The organism is Streptomyces hygroscopicus, from assembly GCF_026168105.1.
In the GTDB taxonomy this organism is placed as follows: Bacteria; Actinomycetota; Actinomycetes; order Streptomycetales; family Streptomycetaceae; genus Streptomyces; species Streptomyces hygroscopicus_D.
This window is the reverse complement of record NZ_LBMW01000027.1, coordinates 55451-71879: the sequence shown is the minus strand read 5'-3', so window position 1 is coordinate 71879 and position 16429 is coordinate 55451. Positions and strand designations below refer to the sequence as shown.

General features: G+C 72.7%; 18 protein-coding genes. 3 read left to right on the top strand and 15 right to left on the bottom strand.

The window, feature by feature from the left end:
- Nucleotides 1–240: 240 nt before the first annotated feature.
- Together AAW14_RS24515 and AAW14_RS24510 are read right to left on the bottom strand one after the other, a co-directional pair.
- Complete coding sequence (locus AAW14_RS24515) at nt 241–1098, bottom strand: polysaccharide deacetylase family protein (RefSeq protein WP_265566090.1); 858 nt, start codon at nt 1096–1098, stop codon at nt 241–243.
- Nucleotides 1095–1961, bottom strand: a complete 867-nt coding sequence (locus tag AAW14_RS24510; protein WP_416223361.1) for a polysaccharide deacetylase family protein — start codon at nt 1959–1961, stop codon at nt 1095–1097. The genes AAW14_RS24515 and AAW14_RS24510 overlap by 4 nt, the downstream gene beginning before the upstream one ends.
- A gap of 213 nt (nt 1962–2174) precedes the next feature.
- On the opposite strand from AAW14_RS24510, the gene AAW14_RS24505 reads away from it, so the two are divergent.
- A complete protein-coding gene (locus tag AAW14_RS24505) occupies nt 2175–3374 on the top strand; it encodes a class I SAM-dependent methyltransferase (protein ID WP_265566088.1) in 1200 nt (399 codons plus the stop codon).
- On the opposite strand, the gene AAW14_RS24500 is transcribed toward AAW14_RS24505, so the two are convergent.
- Both AAW14_RS24500 and AAW14_RS24495 read right to left on the bottom strand, forming a co-directional pair.
- Nucleotides 3371–4705 carry an RNA polymerase sigma factor gene (locus AAW14_RS24500; protein WP_265566087.1) on the bottom strand — a complete coding sequence of 445 codons (1335 nt, stop codon included), beginning with the start codon at nt 4703–4705 and terminating at the stop codon, nt 3371–3373. The two genes, AAW14_RS24505 and AAW14_RS24500, sit on opposite strands and share 4 nt — an antisense overlap.
- A gap of 44 nt (nt 4706–4749) precedes the next feature.
- On the bottom strand, nt 4750–5106 hold the full coding sequence (locus AAW14_RS24495; RefSeq protein WP_265566086.1) for a YciI family protein: 357 nt from the start codon (nt 5104–5106) through the stop codon (nt 4750–4752).
- Nucleotides 5107–5222: 116 nt separating this feature from the next.
- Here AAW14_RS24495 and AAW14_RS24490 point away from each other — a divergent pair, with 116 nt between their 5' ends.
- Complete coding sequence (locus tag AAW14_RS24490; RefSeq protein ID WP_265566085.1) at nt 5223–5570, top strand: VOC family protein; 348 nt, start codon at nt 5223–5225, stop codon at nt 5568–5570.
- Nucleotides 5571–5665: 95 nt separating this feature from the next.
- Here the strand turns inward: AAW14_RS24490 and AAW14_RS24485 are convergent, their stop codons facing one another.
- From AAW14_RS24485 to tsaB, 4 genes are read right to left on the bottom strand one after another with little or no spacing between them, the layout of a single operon-like run.
- Complete coding sequence (locus AAW14_RS24485; RefSeq protein ID WP_265566084.1) at nt 5666–5920, bottom strand: hypothetical protein; 255 nt, start codon at nt 5918–5920, stop codon at nt 5666–5668.
- A complete protein-coding gene (gene tsaD, locus AAW14_RS24480) occupies nt 5917–7014 on the bottom strand; it encodes a tRNA (adenosine(37)-N6)-threonylcarbamoyltransferase complex transferase subunit TsaD (RefSeq protein ID WP_265566083.1) in 1098 nt (365 codons plus the stop codon). The genes AAW14_RS24485 and tsaD overlap by 4 nt, the downstream gene beginning before the upstream one ends.
- Nucleotides 7007–7504 (bottom strand): ribosomal protein S18-alanine N-acetyltransferase, encoded by a 498-nt coding sequence (rimI, locus tag AAW14_RS24475; RefSeq protein WP_265566118.1) that lies wholly within the window; start codon nt 7502–7504, stop codon nt 7007–7009. The genes tsaD and rimI overlap by 8 nt, the downstream gene beginning before the upstream one ends.
- Nucleotides 7505–7542: 38 nt before the next feature.
- Nucleotides 7543–8196 (bottom strand): tRNA (adenosine(37)-N6)-threonylcarbamoyltransferase complex dimerization subunit type 1 TsaB, encoded by a 654-nt coding sequence (tsaB, locus tag AAW14_RS24470; protein ID WP_265566082.1) that lies wholly within the window; start codon nt 8194–8196, stop codon nt 7543–7545.
- Between the two features lie 194 nt (nt 8197–8390).
- On the opposite strand from tsaB, the gene AAW14_RS24465 reads away from it, so the two are divergent.
- Nucleotides 8391–8945, top strand: coding sequence for a hypothetical protein (locus AAW14_RS24465; protein ID WP_265566081.1), 555 nt, complete (start codon nt 8391–8393; stop codon nt 8943–8945).
- A gap of 26 nt (nt 8946–8971) precedes the next feature.
- Here AAW14_RS24465 and AAW14_RS24460 read toward each other — a convergent pair whose 3' ends face one another.
- From AAW14_RS24460 to glmS, 7 genes are all read right to left on the bottom strand, one after another.
- A complete protein-coding gene (locus tag AAW14_RS24460) occupies nt 8972–9154 on the bottom strand; it encodes a hypothetical protein (protein ID WP_265566080.1) in 183 nt (60 codons plus the stop codon).
- A gap of 226 nt (nt 9155–9380) precedes the next feature.
- Nucleotides 9381–9911: a tRNA (adenosine(37)-N6)-threonylcarbamoyltransferase complex ATPase subunit type 1 TsaE gene (tsaE, locus tag AAW14_RS24455; RefSeq protein WP_265566079.1), complete on the bottom strand. Its 531-nt coding sequence runs from the start codon at nt 9909–9911 to the stop codon at nt 9381–9383.
- Nucleotides 9880–11112, bottom strand: coding sequence for an alpha/beta fold hydrolase (locus AAW14_RS24450; RefSeq protein ID WP_265566078.1), 1233 nt, complete (start codon nt 11110–11112; stop codon nt 9880–9882). Before AAW14_RS24450 ends, tsaE begins: the two co-directional genes overlap by 32 nt.
- 80 nt (nt 11113–11192) lie before the next feature.
- Nucleotides 11193–12344, bottom strand: a complete 1152-nt coding sequence (gene alr / locus AAW14_RS24445; RefSeq protein WP_265566077.1) for an alanine racemase — start codon at nt 12342–12344, stop codon at nt 11193–11195.
- 200 nt (nt 12345–12544) lie between these two features.
- Nucleotides 12545–13975, bottom strand: coding sequence for an NAD(P)H-hydrate dehydratase (locus AAW14_RS24440; RefSeq protein ID WP_265566076.1), 1431 nt, complete (start codon nt 13973–13975; stop codon nt 12545–12547).
- Nucleotides 13976–14015: 40 nt separating this feature from the next.
- A complete protein-coding gene (locus AAW14_RS24435; RefSeq protein WP_055493195.1) occupies nt 14016–14387 on the bottom strand; it encodes a holo-ACP synthase in 372 nt (123 codons plus the stop codon).
- A gap of 139 nt (nt 14388–14526) precedes the next feature.
- A complete protein-coding gene (glmS, locus tag AAW14_RS24430; RefSeq protein ID WP_265566075.1) occupies nt 14527–16374 on the bottom strand; it encodes a glutamine--fructose-6-phosphate transaminase (isomerizing) in 1848 nt (615 codons plus the stop codon).
- Nucleotides 16375–16429: the final 55 nt, after the last annotated feature.

Here is a 16429-nt window from a genome sequence, read left to right as displayed (position 1 = left end):
TCGCTTTGTTGGCACTCTCCGGTGGCGAGTGCCAGAGCCGAGACTATGACCGCGATTAGCACTCGGTCAAGCGGAGTGCCAGTTGCCTGTGGCGCGGCGTGAGGGGCGGGGCCGCCCGGGGTCGATTCCGCACCCCCGGACGGGCGTCACCGCGGAGGGTGCCACGAACCCCGGACCCCCTTCATCGGGCCGAACCGCCCTGCCCCCGGCTGCCGGACGGGCCCAGCCGCGGCAGGAGCCTCACCGGGCCGCACTCGAGCGGCGCCCGGGCCCGGCGTACAGGTAGTCCTCCAGGCGCCCCACCGTGAACCCCCGCGCCTGGATACGGCGCAGGAAGCGGGTCGTCTCCGCGGCCAGAGAGGTGAGGGGGCGGCCCGGTTCGTGGGGCATGACGATGTCGCCCGGGCGCAGGGACGCACTCCGTCCGTAGAGGCCGGGCTCCATGCCCGGGCACGCGCGCCACAGGATCAGGGCCGCGACGCCGCAGTCCGCCGCCGCCCGGAGCGTCGTACGGTCGTACCTGCCGTACGGCGGGCGCAGCAGCCGGGGACGCAGGCCCAGACGGGCGCTCAGCCGGTCCTGCTGGCCGCAGATCTCGGCGCGCTGCTCCTCGTAGGGACGGCCGCGCAGCGCGGCGCGGTCCAGGGTGTGGTTCTGGATGACCGCACCGGCCTCCCGCAGCCGTGCCACCGGCGCGTACCCCGGCACGACGGCACTCTCCGTGAGGAAGACGCTGACGGGCAGCCGCAGTTCACGCACCATCTCGACGAACCGGGGGTCCTTCTCGGCGCCCTCGTCGTACGTGAGGAAGACGACCTTGTCGCGGGTGGGGACACGGTCGAGGACCTCCGGCAGACCCGCTTCGGCCCGGTCCGCGTCGCGGGACAGGAGTGAGGCCGGCTTGGGTGCGGGCGCGAGCGGGGCGGCGAGCCCCCAGCGGCGGTACGAACGGTCGCGCGGCTCCTGCACCCTGTGAACCTCCTGCGCCGCCTTCCTGCCCAGCCGTTCGATCGGATCGACGGACTGGGCACAGCCGGACAGGAGGGCGACGACGAGCGCCCCGACGAGCAGCGCCCGCAGCCGCGGCCGTGCCGTCACAGGTAGTCCTCGAGTCGCGCCACCGCATACCCCTCGTCCGTCACCTTCTTCAGGAACCTGCGGACCAGGTCGGGCATCGTGCCGTTCCAGTCCGCCCGGCCGCGGAAGTGGGTCAGGACGATGTCCCCGGGGTGCAGGCTGCGGTCCCACTCGCGGTACTCCCAGTGGTCGACGTACACCTCCTCGTCCCAGATAGGCGCGTACTTGATGCCGCAGGACTTCGCGGCGCGCAGGGTGTCCCCGTCGTAGTTGCCGTACGGCGGCCGGAAGACCGTCGGGCGCCTGCCGAACTCCCTCTCCATCACGTCCTGCATGCCGCAGATCTCCTGCCGCTGCTCCTCGTACGACAGTCCGGGCAGGTAGGGATGGTGCAGGGTGTGGTTGTTGAGCGTGACCCCGAGGTCGCGCATCTTCCGGAAGTACCCGTAGTCGTCCTCGACCAGGTAGTTGCTGAGGAACGCGGTGTAAGGGATCTTCAGGTCGCTCATCATCCGCAGGAACGCGGGATCCTTCTCGGCGCCGTCGTCGATTGTCAGGAAGACGACCCTGTTCCTGGTGGGGATGGTCGTGAAGATCGGGGGCAGGTCGTCGCCGTCCGTGATCTCGAAGCCCTTGCGGAAGGTGATCAACGGCTTCTCCGCCGGGGGCGGGGGCGCGGTCAGCGGCACCTTGGCGAGCCCCCAGCGCCTGGCGGCCTCCTCACGCTGGGCGTAGGAGGCGCGCAACCTGGCGGCGTAGTCCTCGAGGGCGCGCGCCGGCGGCGCCTTCGGGGGCTGCTGGCCGTGCGCGCCGTGCACCCCCGCGGAGCCGGTGCAACCGGATGCGAGGGCGGTGACGGCCAGGACGGCGAGGGCGCCACGCAGCACGGACGTCGCCCCGGCACCCTGGGAACGCCAAGGACACCGAGGACGCGGCACACACGAACGCATCCCGCGCCCTTTGGGGCTCTTCGGATGCTTCTCATCATTTTGTCGCACCAATCGCATGGCGCCGGATCCTTCCAGCCGTGGACGGCCACGGCCGTCCGACACCTCGACCGGACGCATCTCATCCACCGACTGGCCGACAATGACCGGGTGAACGACCTCGCCTTCGCCTCCCTGCTCACCCCCGAGGGCCTTGCCCTCCTCGACGAGGTACGCGGCACCGCTCCGGCGCAGGAGCTGGCCGTCGCGACCCGGCTGCGCCGCGCACACCCCGCCGAGCTGGTCTCGGCGGCCCTCGCACAGGCGCGGCTGCGCGAACGGGCGGCGGCGAAGTTCGGCGCGGACGCGGAGCGGATGTTCTTCACGCCGAACGGCGTCGAGCAGTCGACCAGGGCCACGGTCGCGGCCCACCGCGCCGAGCGGCTGCGGGCACTGGGCGTGACCTCGGTCGCCGACCTGTGCTGCGGCGTCGGAGGCGACGCGATCGCGCTCGCCCGGGCGGGCATCCGGGTCCTGGCCGTGGACCGCGACCCGTTGACGGCAGCGGTGGCGCAGGCGAACGCCGACGCGCTGAGCCTGTCGGCGCTGATCGAGGTGCGCGAGGCGGACGTCATGGACGTGGACGTGTCCTCGTACGACGCCGTCTTCGTCGATCCGGCACGCCGGGGCGGCCGGGGCCGGGTATTCGACCCGGAGGCGTACACGCCCCCGCTGTCCTGGGCCGTGGCCACGGCCCTGAAGGCCCCGCACGCCGCCCTGAAGGTCGCGCCGGGCATTCCGCACGAAGCGGTTCCCGCCGGGGCGGAGGCCGAGTGGGTCTCGGACGGTGGGGACGTGAAGGAGGCGGTGCTGTGGTTCGGCACGCAGCCGGGGCTCGTACGGGCCACGCTGCTGCCCGGACCCCGGGTGCTGCGCGGCCGCGGGCTGCCCGACCCACCGGTGCGGCCGCTCGGCCGTTACCTCTACGAACCCGACGGCGCCGTGATCCGAGCGCACCTGGTGGCGGAGGTCGCCGACGAGCTGGACGGCGGACTGATCGACGAGACGATCGCATATGTGACGGCGGACGGGCGCCACGACTGTCCGTACGCCACCGCGTACGAGATCACCGACCGGCTCCCCTTCAACGTGAAGAAGCTGAAGGCGCTGCTGCGGGAGCGGGAGGTCGGGATCCTGACCGTGAAGAAGCGCGGCTCGGCCGTCGAGCCGGAGGAGCTGCGGCGCAAGGTCCTGCCAAAGCCGCACGGGACGAGGGCGGTGACCGTATTCCTGACGCGCGTGGCGGGCGCGCCGACGATGCTGCTCGGGCACCCCGTCCGGACGGGACCCCTCCAGTCGGAGCGCCTCTAACCAACGGCCCCCGCCTGGCCGCATTCCTCCGCGCGGGCCGCCAGCATCTGCCGCTCGCGTTCGTTACGGGCGAGGGAGGCGGCCCGTACGAACTCGGCGCGTGCCTCGGCGCGACGCCCCAGGCGCACCAGCAGGTCGCCGCGGACGCTGGGCAGCAAGTGGTAGCCGGACAGGGTCGGTTCTGCGGCGAGGCGGTCGACGAGCTCCAGGGCCGGTCCGGGGCCCTCGGCCATCGAGACGGCGACCGCACGGTTCAGCTCGACGACGGGCGACGGCGACCGCGCGGCCAGCAGGCCGTACAGGGTGGCGATACGCGCCCAGTCCGTTTCCTCGTAGGTGTACGCGTACGCGTGGCAGGCGGCGATCGCGGCCTGGAGGGCGTACGGACCCGGGGCTCCGGATGGGGGTCCCCCCTGCCCTGGCGAAGCCGGGAGCCTGGGGGAGACGGCGTCGGCGCGGCCGAGGGCGGCGACACCGCGGGCGATGAGCATACGGTTCCAGCGGGCCCGGTTCTGGTCCCGGAGCAGGACGGGCTCGCCCTTGGGGCCGATGCGGGCGGCCATGCGCGAGGCCTGGAACTCCAGCAACGCAGCCAGCGCGTGCACTTCGGGCTCCTTGGGCATCAGCTCGGCCAGCACCCGGGCCAGCCGGAGCGCGTCCTCGCACAGCACGGGACGCAGCAGATCGTCGCCGGCGGTGGCCGCGTACCCCTCGTTGAAGATCAGATAGATGACCTCGAGGACGGATCCGAGCCGCGCCTCGCGCTCGGGTCCGTACGGCACCTCGAAGGCGACGCCCTTCGCCGCCAGCGTCCGTTTCGCCCGCACGATGCGCTGGGCGACGGTGGCCTCCGGCACGAGGAACGCGCGGGCGATCTCTGCCGTGGTCAGCCCGCCGAGCAGCCGCAGGGTGAGCGCGATACGGGACTGGGCGGACAGAACGGGGTGGCAGGCGGTGAAGACCAGCCGCAGCAGGTCGTCGTCGATGTCGTCGGGGTCGGCCGGCGCGTCGACGTGGCAGTGCGCCGCCTCCAGATCCCGCCCCACCTCCGCCAGCTTGCGCGCGTACCGCTCCCGGCGGCGTACGAGGTCGATCGCGCGGTGCTTGGCGGTCGCCGTCAGCCAGGCGCCGGGGTTGTCGGGCACACCGTCCCCGGGCCACTGCTCCAGCGCGGCGACCAGGGCGTCCTGCGCCAGCTCCTCGGCGATACCGACATCCCGGACGATCCGCGCGACAGCGGCGATGACCCGGGGCGCCTCGATCCGGAAGACGGTCTCGATGGCACCGGCTGGGTCCTCGGGGGCCGGGGAGGTGGTGGGCTGCTCTTCCACAACCCACCATGCAACACCCCCGGCGGACGAGCGCCAAGGAGCTCTCACGCCTCGGCGATCTCCCGCACTTCACAGGTGATCGTCCAGTACTCCTCGTGCACCTTCACGAACCGCTTGGTCCACTCCACGGCCTCGTCCAAGTCCTTGCACTGTGTGATGGCGTAGCCGCCGACGACCTCCTTGGACTCGGTGAACGGCCCGTCGGTGACGGTGACCTTCCCGGCCTCCCAACGGACCTGCTTGCCCTGCGCGGATGGCAGCAGCCCGGCGGTGTCGAGCATCACCCCCGCCTTGGTGATCTCCTCGATCAGCTCTCCCATCCGCTCCATCAGCTCGGGGCTAGGGCCCTCCGGCGGAGCGGTTGTCTCATCGACGCGAACGATCGACAGGAAACGCGGCATGCTGACTCCTCGGGTGCGTGGGCCGGGCGCTTCCCGGCCTTTCACCCGTGCGTCGAACGGGAGACACCCGGATCGACACACTCGCCGGATTTCCTCGAAGAATTGCGGAGTCACCCATGGCCGTTCGCCGGGTCGTGCCCAACATCCAGTCCGAGGACGTGCACGGGAGCCGGGAGTTCTACGGCCTGCTGGGTTTCGAGGAGGTCATGAACCACGGCTGGATCATGACGCTCGCCTCACCCTCCAGCCCGGCGGCCCAGATCAGCCTCATGACCGACGACAGGACCGCGCCGGTCGCACCCGACCTGAGCATCGAGGTGGAGGACGTGGACGCGGCCTACGCCGTGCTGCGGGAGAGCGGGGCGGAGATCGTGTACCCCTTGCGGGACGAGGAGTGGGGGGTGCGCCGGTTCTTCGTGCGCGACCCGGCCGGCCGGGTGGTCAACGTACTGGGCCACCGCTGAGGCCCGGTCGGCATCCGGAATGCCGGGTCCGTCGTCGGTCACGTGGGCGGGCGCGACCTCCAGCTGGAGCGCCGGGCGCCGAGGACTCCGGCCACTCACCCGCCCAACGACTCGAACCGCCACCTGTGCACCGCCCGGGTCACCAACTCCCCGTCCGGCTCTGGGAGTTCGGGCAGGTCGGCGTCGAAGGGCGCTTCCCACCACGTGATGACCAGGACCCGGTCCTGGGGCGCACGGAAGGTCTCGCGGCGCAGGGGCGGGGGCGTCAGCCTCTGCTCCCGCGCCCACAGCAGCAGATCCTCGCCCCGCCCGGCCGCCGCCCGGGCCTCCCACATCAGGGCGACCGTCACGAGTACAGGTTCTCCTTGCTGATCTCGTGGACGTGGTCGTGGGAGTGGGACTGGCCCGGCACGTGCGGGTCCGTGACCGGCAGCGACGAGTCCGCCGACAGGTCCCAGTCCGACGCGGCCCGCCCTCGGGCGACCATCTCGGCCCCCAGCGCCGCGACCATCGCGCCGTTGTCGGTGCACAGCTTGGGGCGCGGTACCCGCAGCCGGATCCCGGCCGACGTGCAGCGCTCCTCGGCCAGCGCACGCAGACGCGAGTTCGCGGCCACGCCGCCGCCGATCATCAGATGGTCGACGCCCTCGTCCTTGCAGGCCCGTACGGCCTTCCTGGTCAGCACGTCCACCACCGCCTCCTGGAAGGAGGCCGCCACATCGCGCACCGGCACCTCCTCCCCCGCCGCACGCTTCGCCTCGATCCAGCGGGCCACGGCCGTCTTCAGCCCGGAGAAGGAGAAGTCGTAGACGGGGTCACGGGGGCCGGTCAGACCGCGCGGGAACGCGATCGCCTGCGGGTCGCCCTCCTTCGCGTACCGGTCGATGACCGGGCCGCCGGGGAAGCCGAGGTTCAGCACTCGCGCGATCTTGTCGAAGGCCTCGCCCGCCGCGTCGTCGATGGTCGCGCCCATCGGCCGCACGTCGGAGGTGATGTCCGTGGACAGCAGCAGCGAGGAGTGCCCGCCGCTCACCAACAGTGCCATCGTCGGCTCCGGCAGCGCGCCGTGCTCGAGCTGGTCCACGCAGATGTGGGAGGCGAGGTGATTGACGCCGTACAGCGGCTTGCCCAGCGCGTACGCGTAGGCCTTCGCCGCCGAGACCCCGACCAGCAGCGCCCCGGCCAGACCGGGCCCGGCGGTGACCGCGATGCCGTCCAGGTCCCTCGCGCTCACCCCCGCTTCCTTCAGCGCGCGGTCGATCGTGGGCACCATCGCCTCGAGATGCGCGCGGGAGGCGACCTCCGGCACCACGCCGCCGAAGCGCGCGTGCTCGTCGACGCTGGACGCGACCGCGTCCGCGAGGAGGGTGGTGCCGCGGACGATGCCGACACCGGTCTCGTCGCAGGAGGTCTCGATCCCCAGGACCAGGGGTTCGTCAGCCATTGCTCTCGGTTCCTTGTACTGATGGGGAGCCCGCAGCGGGGCCGCTGCCGGGCGCGGTGGTCAGACGCATCACCAGGGCGTCCACGTTCCCCGGCTGGTAGTAGCCGCGCCTGAACCCGATGGGCTCGAAGCCGAAACGCTCGTACAGCCGCTGTGCGCGCACGTTGTCGACCCGGCACTCGAGCATCACCTCGGCGCACTCGAACGCGGTCGCGGCGCGCAGCAGCTCGGTCAGCAGCCGCCCGCCGAGACCCGTGCTCCAGTGCTCGCGGGCGACGGCGATGGTCTGGATGTCGCCCAGGTCGCCCTGGGCCGCCAGCCCCGCGTACCCGACGACCCGCTCCCCCTCGACGGCCACGACGTACCGTCGGGTCGCCTCCGGGCCGCGGGAGTGCGCCAGCTCGGACCAGAACATGCCCCGCGACCAGGCGTCCTCGGGGAAGAGGTCCTTCTCCAGGCCCAGCACGGAGTCGATGTCCCACCAGCGCATCTCGCGCAGCACGGGCGTCACAGGCGTCACGGGCGCGGTCACTTGGGGGTGACCACCTTGTAGTTCTTGGGCACCTGCGCATCGGGGCGGCGCAGGTAGAGCGGACGGGGAGCGGGCAGTTCCTCGCCCGCCGCGAGCTTCTCCACGGCCAGGGAGGCAAGCGCGGCCGCCGAGACGTGCTCGGGCTCGTGCACCTGCGGGAAGGTGCCGGGGTAGAGCAGCGCACCGGCGCCGACGGCGGGCAGCCCCGCCACCTGCTCGGTGATCTCCGCGGGCCGGTCCACGGCGGGGGCGGTGACCCGCGTCCGGGCGTTGTCGTACCGCGCCCAGTAGACCTCCTTGCGGCGCGCGTCCGTGGCCACCACGAAGGGCACGGTGAGGTCGGAGGCGTAGGCGAGGGCGTCGAGCGTGCACAGGCCGTGCACGGGCACGCCGAGCGCGAGCCCGAACGTGTCGGCGGTCATCAGGCCGACGCGCAGCCCGGTGTAGGGGCCGGGGCCCACGCCCACGACGATCCCGGTGACGGCGTCGAGCCGCGTGCCCGCCTCGTCGAGGACCCGGTCGACGGCGGGCAGCAGGAGTTCCCCGTGCCGGCGCGCGTCCACCTGGCTCGACGAGGCGACGACGGACGTGCCGTCGTGCAGGGCGACGGTGACGGCGGGGGTGGCGGTATCCAGAGCGAGCAACAGCACGCAAACAGCCTACGGCGCTCGCGCCCGACACACGGCCGCCCCGGTCGAGCCCGCGCCTGCTGCTACCGTCACAGCAAAGATGTACGACAAGGCGTACGGCCCATCGGGAAGCACAGCGGCAAGCGCATCGGTACGTCGTACGAGGGACACGGGCGGCGCGCACTTCCGCGTGCGGGGTCGAGAGGTGGGCACAGGTGGCTAGGAGCAGCTCGGGAATCGTGGCCGGGCTCACCACGGCAGCCATCGCCGCGGTCGGTTTCCTCGCCTATCAGGCGTCGGCGCACGTGCCCAGCACGCTGGGCAGGCCGCAAGTGAAGAAGTCCCCGGCCGCCGCCGTGTCGAAGGCGCCCCGCAACAGAACGAACCCGACCGCGCTGCCGGGCGGTTCCGGCACCGGCGAACGGGTCGTGTACTCGCTCGACGGCAAGCGCGTGTGGCTGGTCGGCGCGGACAACAAGGTCCAGCGCACGTTCGGGGTCACGCCGGGGACGGTGGACCCGGCGCCGGGCACGTACCCGGTGAACTCCCGGTCCGCGGCCGGCACGGGCTCGGACGGGACGCCGGTCGAGCACGTCGTGCGGTTCGCGAACGGCGACAGCGTCGTGTTCGGTTTCAGCGCGGCGGTGAACGGCTCGACGGCCGCCCCCGACGCCTCGAAGAAGCTGGGCGGGATCCGCGAATCGCGTGCGGACGGCACGGCGATGTGGGAGTTCGCGACCTTCAACACAAAGGTCGTCGTCATCAAGTAGCCGGGAGCGTAGGCGCAGCGGGGAGCCTACGCGGCCCTGCGGTGCTCCTCGGCCGTGGACCGCGCGCGGGGTGTGCGGGGTGCGGGGTCCCTCGGCGGTGTCGAGATCACCTTCGCCGCGGCGCACGAGGCCAGCAGGTCCCGCATCGACACCCCGGTCGTCCCGGCGACCACCCGCGGCAGCGCCTCGTTGCGTTCTGAAGCCGGCATGGACGCCTCCTGAAGGCGCGGGGGCGGGCATGGTTAGGCAGACCTAACCACGGACTGATATCCATGTGACCACGCCCGGCACCTGCGACGCAACACTTTGCCGACGACTTGTCGGCACGTTCGACCGAAGATACGCACGCCTGTCGGGGGCGTGGACGCGACCGGCCGAAGCATCCAGCCGGGTGATCCCCCCGGCGGGTTCGGGGCGGAGCCGGTGACCGCGTCCTCAGGCCGACAGCACGCCCAGGTCCACCGTCGCCCAGCGCTCCCCGAGCCCCGTGACGGTCACATGCCGGACCTCGTCCGTGGTGTCTCCGACGGCGCGGTGGATGACGACGTGGAGCCGGTCGTCCGTCAGCTCCTCGACCTTGCCCTCGCCCCACTCCACGACGACCACGGACTCCGGCAGCGAGACGTCGAGGTCGAGGTCCTCCATCTCGTCGAGCCCGCCGCCCAGGCGGTAGGCGTCCGCATGGACCAGCGGCGGGCCGTCTCCGAGGGAGGGGTGCACCCGGGCGATCACGAAGGTGGGCGAGGTGACCGCGCCCCGCACGCCGAGCCCCTCACCGAGGCCACGGGTGAGCGTGGTCTTGCCCGCACCCAGCTCGCCGTTCAGCATCACGAGGTCGCCGGCGCGCAGCAGCTTGGCGAGACGGCGCCCCAGCTCCTGCATCTGTTCGGGGGAGGTGACGGTGACCTCGGTGGTGACGCCCGGCATCGGGACCTCAGCCGGGCTGTGCGGTGCTGGTGCTTCCATAGCCACCCACGGTAGCCCCTGCGGGGACCGCTCCCGCGCGCACGAGGAGGTCGGCGAGCCGGTCCACGACCACCTCGGGGTGCTCCAGCATCACCAGGTGCCCCGCGTCCGGTACGAGGACCAGCTCGGCGTCGGGCAGCAGATCGGCGATCGCCTCGCTGTGCTCGCTCGGCGTGACCAGGTCCTTAACACCCGCCAGCACGAGCACCGGCAGATCGGCGAAGCGGGCCAGCGCCTCGGTCTTGTCGTGGTCGGTGAACGCGGGATAGAACTCGGCGACCACGTCGATCGGGGTGCCCTCGATCATCCGCTCGGCGAACCGGGCGACGGCCGGGTCGACGTCCCGGGAGGCGAACGAGTACCGCTTGATGATCCCCGCGAACAGGTCGGCGGTGGCCCTGCGCCCCTTCTCCACCAGCGCGGCCTGCTGCCCCAGCGCCTTCAGTACGCCGGGGAGTACGCGCCGCACGGCGTTGACGCCCGCGACCGGAAGTCCGAAGTTGACTTCGCCGAGCCGCCCGGACGAGGTGCCGACGAGGGCGACGCCGACGACCCGGTCACGGATCAGCTCGGGGTACTGGTCGGCGAGGGCCATGACCGTCATACCGCCCATGGAGTGGCCGACGAGCACGATCGGGCCCTGGGGAGCGGCCGCGTCGATGACGGCCCTCAGGTCGCGACCGAGCTGGTCGATGGAGACGGGCGTGCCGTCCGCCTGGGCGGTCCCGCGCCCGGAGCGGCCGTGGCTGCGCTGGTCCCAGTGCACGGTGCGGACGACGCCCCGCAGCGCGGCCCGCTGGAAGTGCCAGGAGTCCTGGTTGAGGCAGTAGCCATGGCTGAAAATCACGGTGACCGGGGCCGGGGCCTTGCGCCCGAAGAGCCGACGGCGGCGCGGTGCCGAGCCGCCCTCCGGCTCGATCTCGTCCACCTCGTAGTACAGCTCGGTGCCGTCGTCCGCGCGCGCCTTGCCGGGGGTGCCGCGCAGGGCGCCGTACGGCCCCGCCGAGTCGAGGGCGAGCCGGGCCTTGCGGCGCATGCCCCGGCCCACCGTCATCCGCTCGATGGCGACACCGGCCGCGGCGCCCGCCGCGACCACGCCTATCGCGGCGCCGGCGATACCGGCTATGCGCCAGTTCCCGGCGGCGGTGGCAGCCGCGCCCCTGACGGCCTGCACGGCCGTCTCCGCGCTGCTCTCGCTCACGTCCCGCTCCTCCCCCCGGGGGCTCCGCCCGTTTCTGCCCTGCCCCTGCCCGGACTCACCCGTGTGGGTTACCCATCTTGTTAGGCATTCACCTTCACGTAGACGCGGGGCACACGCGTTCCGATCCGGGTCACGATTTCGTAAGCGATGGTTCCGGCCGCCTGCGCCCAGTCCTCGGCGGTGGGCTCGCCGTGATCGCCGGGGCCGAAGAGGATCGCCTCCGTGCCCGGCGGGGGTTCGTCGCCACCCAGGTCCACCACGAACTGGTCCATGGCGATCCGCCCCGCGACCGTGCGCAGCTTGCCGTCGACCAGGACGGGCCCGGCGCCGGAGGCATGGCGCGGGATGCCGTCCGCGTAGCCGACCGGGACGAGGCCGAGGGTCGTGGTGCCGGGGGTGGTGTACCGGTGGCCGTAGCTGACGCCGTGGCCGCCGGGAACCTGCTTCACCAGGGCGAGCGAGGCCTTCAGCGTCATCACCGGGCGCAGTCCGAGGTCGGCCGCGGCGCCGAGTTCGGGGCTGGGCGAGACACCGTAGATCGCGATACCCGTCCGGACGAGGTCGAAGTGGGCCTCGGGCAGGGTCAGCGTGGCGGGCGAGTTGGCGATGTGGCGCACCTCCGGCCGTACGCCCTGCTCCTCCGCGTACGCCACCATCTCGCGGAAACGGCGGATCTGGGCCTGGATGGAGGGGTGGCCGGGCTCGTCGGCGCAGGCGAAGTGCGACCACAGGCCGACGACGGTCACCAGACCGTCCGCCTGGGCGCGCAGGGCCTCGGTGACGAGTTCCGGCCAGTCGGCCGGCTGGCAGCCGTTGCGCCCGAGGCCGGTGTCGGCCTTGAGGTGGACGCGGGCGGGGGCACCTGCGGCGGCCGCCGCCTCGCGGATCTCCGCGAGGGCCCACATGCCGCTCACGGACACGTCGACATCGGCCTCGATCGCCCTGCGCCAGGGGCCGCCGGGGGTCCAGAGCCAGCACAGGACGCGCCCCGGCAGGCCGGCTTCGCGCAGGGCGAAGGCCTCCTCGGGGGTGGCGGTGCCGAGCCATTCGGCGCCGGCTTCGAGGGCGGCGCGGGCGCACGGCACCGCCCCGTGGCCGTATCCGTCCGACTTCACCACGGCCATCAAGGCCGCGCCGCGCGCGCGGGCACGCAGGGCACGTACGTTCGCCCGCAGGGCCTCGAGGTCGATCTCGGCACGGGCGCGAAGCGGGGCTGTCTCAGAACTTGTCATCGCGCCCCCAGTCTCTCAGAGGCCTCCGACGGCGCTTCGACGCCGGTGCCGCAAGTGCCGTTGCGCACTGTCGCGTGCCGTTTCGTGCCGTTCGGGCGTCGTGCACACGCCCCTCCGCATGCGCCCGGTCGCCCACCATCAGTGCGCCCCTCGACCGGCTGGCGCGGGCGCACGCCCCCGCGCGAAACCCGTGTGCCCCCTCAACCCCCCACGTCCCGCCATGCCTCCGGGATCGCGTTCGCCACGTCGTGGGCGCCTACCGGGGCGCCGTCCGCCGCGTAGCGGCCCGCAAGGCCGTGCAGGTAGGCCGCCACGCTGCCGGCGTCCCGTGCGTCGAGGCCGGCCGCGAGCAGTGAGCCGGACAGGCCCGACAGCACGTCCCCGCTGCCGGCGGTCGCAAGCCAGGACGTGCCCGTGGCGTTCACCCGCACCGCTCCGCCCCCAGGATCCGCCACCAGCGTGGTCGAGCCCTTGAGCAGCACGGTCGCCCCGTACCGCGCCGCCAGCTCCCGCACCGCCGTGAGCCGGGCCCCCTCGACCTCCTCGCGCGACACCCCGAGCAGTGCGGCGGCCTCGCCCGCGTGCGGCGTCATCAGTGTCGGCGCCGTGCGGCCGCGTACGGCGTCCCGGTCGGCAAGCCGCAGCCCGTCCGCGTCGACGAGCACCGGCACGTCCGCCTCCAGCACCTCGGCCACGGTCGCCGCGTCGTCCCCGGCGCCGGGCCCCACGACCCACGCCTGCACCCGGCCGGCCTTCGCGGGCCCCCGGTCGGAGACCAGCGTCTCGGGGAACCGGGCGATCACGGCGTCCCCGGCGGGCCCCACGTACCGCACCGCCCCGGCCCCGCCCCGCAGTGCCCCCGCCACCGCGAGTACCGCGGCCCCCGGGTAGCGCACGGACCCGGCGGCGATCCCGACAACCCCACGCCGGTACTTGTCGCTCTCGGCCTGCGGCAGCGGCAGCCGTGCCGCAACGTCCGCGTGCTGCAGGGCCTCCAGTTCGGGCTCCTCGGGCAGCTCGAGCCCGATGTCGACGAGGCGTACGGAACCGGCGTACTCGCGCGCCGGATCGATGAGCAGCGCCGGCTTGTGCGTACCGAAGGTCACGGTCAGGTCGGCCCGTACGGCCGGGCCCCGCACCTCGCCGCTGTCGGCCTCGACGCCGCTCGGCAGGTCGACGGCGACGACGGCCGCCCGCGACCTCTCGGCGAGCTCGGCGAGTGCTGCGGCGTCCGGCCGCAGGCCTCCCCTGCCGCCGATGCCCACGATCCCGTCGACGACGAGATCGGCCCGCCGCATCAACTCCTCGGCCGCCCCGGGCCGTGCCACGGACCCGCCCGCCCGGCGCAACGCGGCGAGCCCGCCCGGGTGCGTGCGGTCCTGAGCGAGCAGCAGGGCGATGACGCCGGCGCCCCGCCGGGCGAGCCGGGCCCCGGCGTACAGAGCGTCCCCGCCGTTGTCGCCGCTCCCGACCAGCAGCACCACCCGGCTGCCGTACACCCGCCCCAGCAACTGGGCGCAGGCCGCGGCCAGTCCGGCGGCGGCACGCTGCATCAGCGCCCCCTCCGGAAGCCGCGCCATGAGCGAACGCTCGGCCGCCCTCACCGTCTCCACGCTGTACGCAGTACGCATACCGTCGAGTCTCCCCCACGAGCGCCGCGCGCGGGCGGACCTACCCCTCCGCCACGACCACCGCCGAGGCCACGCCCGCATCATGGCTGAGCGACACGTGCCAGGACCGTACGCCGAGTTCGGCGGCACGCGCCGCGACCGTGCCGGTGACGCGCAGCCGCGGCTGCCCGCTGTCCTCGACGTAGACCTCGGCGTCGGTCCAGTGCAGCCCGCCCGGCGCACCCAGGGCCTTGGCCACCGCCTCCTTGGCCGCGAACCGCACGGCCAGCGAGGCGATACCGCGCCGCTCGCCGCTGGGCAGCAGCAACTCACTCTCCAGGAACAGTCGTTCGACCAGTCCGGGCGTACGCCGCAACGACGCCGCGAACCGGTCGATCTCGGCCACGTCGATTCCGACCCCGATGATGCTCATGCGGGCACTCTACGATCCGTCCGGCGACCGCGGGTTCGGCTCCCCGGTGACCGGACCGGCCTGGTGCGTGGCGATGACGGCACGATCCGGGAAGCGGGCGAGCACATCCACGTCGGGGCACAGGCGGACGCCCAAAAGCTCACTCCACCGTCACGGACTTCGCCAGGTTCCGCGGCTGATCCACCTCGTTCCCGCGCGCCGTCGCCAGCTCGCACGCGAACACCTGCAACGGCACGGTCGCCACCAGCGGCTGCAACAACGTCGGCGTCGCCGGGATACGGATCAGGTGGTCGGCGTACGGCACCACGGCGTCGTCGCCCTCCTCCGAGATCACGATGGTGCGCGCCCCCCGGGCCCGGATCTCCTGGATGTTGGAGACGATCTTGTCGTGCAGGACCGACCGCCCGCGCGGCGACGGCACCACAACGACGACCGGCAGGTCCTCCTCGATCAGTGCGATCGGCCCGTGCTTCAGCTCGCCCGCCGCAAAGCCCTCGGCGTGCATGTACGCCAGTTCCTTGAGCTTGAGGGCGCCCTCCAGGGCCACGGGATAGCCCACGTGCCGCCCCAGGAACAGCACCGTGTTCTTCCCGGCGAGCGAGCGCGCCAGCTCCCGTACCGGCTCCATGGTCTCCAGCACCTGCTCGACCTCGCGAGAGATCTGCGACAGGTCGCGGATGACGGCGTGGATCTCGTCGCCCCACTTGGTCCCGCGGACCTGCCCCAGGTACAGGGCCACCAGATAGCAGGCGACGAGCTGCGTCAGGAACGCCTTCGTCGAGGCGACCGCGACCTCCGGGCCCGCGTGCGTGTACAGCACGGCGTCCGACTCGCGCGGGATCGTCGAACCGTTGGTGTTGCAGATCGCCAGCACCTTGGAGCCCTGCTCACGGGCGTGCCGCAGCGCCATCAGCGTGTCCATGGTCTCGCCGGACTGCGAGATGGCGATGACCAGCGTGCGAGGGTCGAGGATCGGGTCCCGGTAGCGGAACTCGCTGGCCAGCTCCACCTCGCACGGGATCCGCGTCCAGTGCTCGATGGCGTACTTGGCGATCAGCCCGGCGTGGAAGGCCGTCCCGCACGCCACGATCACCACCTTGTCGACCTCGCGCAGTTCGGCGGCCGAGATCCGCAGTTCGTCCAGCCTCAGTGAACCGGCCGCGTCGATCCGGCCGAGGAGCGTGTCGGCGACCGCCTTGGGCTGCTCGGCGATCTCCTTGAGCATGAAGTAGTCGTAGCCGCCCTTCTCGGCGGCCGAGGCGTCCCAGTCGACGTGGTAGGAGCGGACCTCGGCGGGACGGCCGTCGAAGCCGGTGACCGTCACCCCGTCCCGGCGCAGCTCCACCACCTGGTCCTGACCCAGCTCGATCGCGGAGCGGGTGTGCGCGATGAACGCCGCCACGTCCGAGGCGAGGAAGGCCTCGCCCTCGCCGACACCCACCACGAGCGGCGAGTTGCGCCGGGCGCCCACGACCACGTCCGGCTCGTCGGCGTGCACCGCGACCAGCGTGAACGCGCCCTCCAGCCGCCGGCACACCAGCCGCATCGCCTCCGCGAGGTCCGCCGTCACGGAGAACTCCTCGGCGAGCAGATGCGCCACCGCCTCGGTGTCCGTCTCGGAGGCGAGGGTGTGACCGCGCTCCTCCAATTCGGCCCGCAGCGCTGCGAAGTTCTCGATGATCCCGTTGTGGACGACGGCGACCCGCCCCGCGTTGTCGAGATGCGGGTGCGCGTTGGCGTCCGTCGGGCCTCCGTGGGTGGCCCACCGGGTGTGCCCGATCCCGGTCGTGCCCGTCGGCAGCGGCCGGTCGACCAGCTCCTTCTCCAGATTGACCAGCTTCCCGGCCTTCTTTGCGGCGGCCAGACCGCCGTCCGCGAGCACTGCGACGCCCGCGGAGTCGTAACCCCGGTACTCCAGCCGCTTCAGTCCCGCCACGACCACGTCGAGAGCCGACTGCGGTCCCACGTATCCCACGATTCCGCACATGCGGGGCAGCCTACGTGCCGATCACCACCCGAACCCCGTCCTGCGTGCCCGAAAT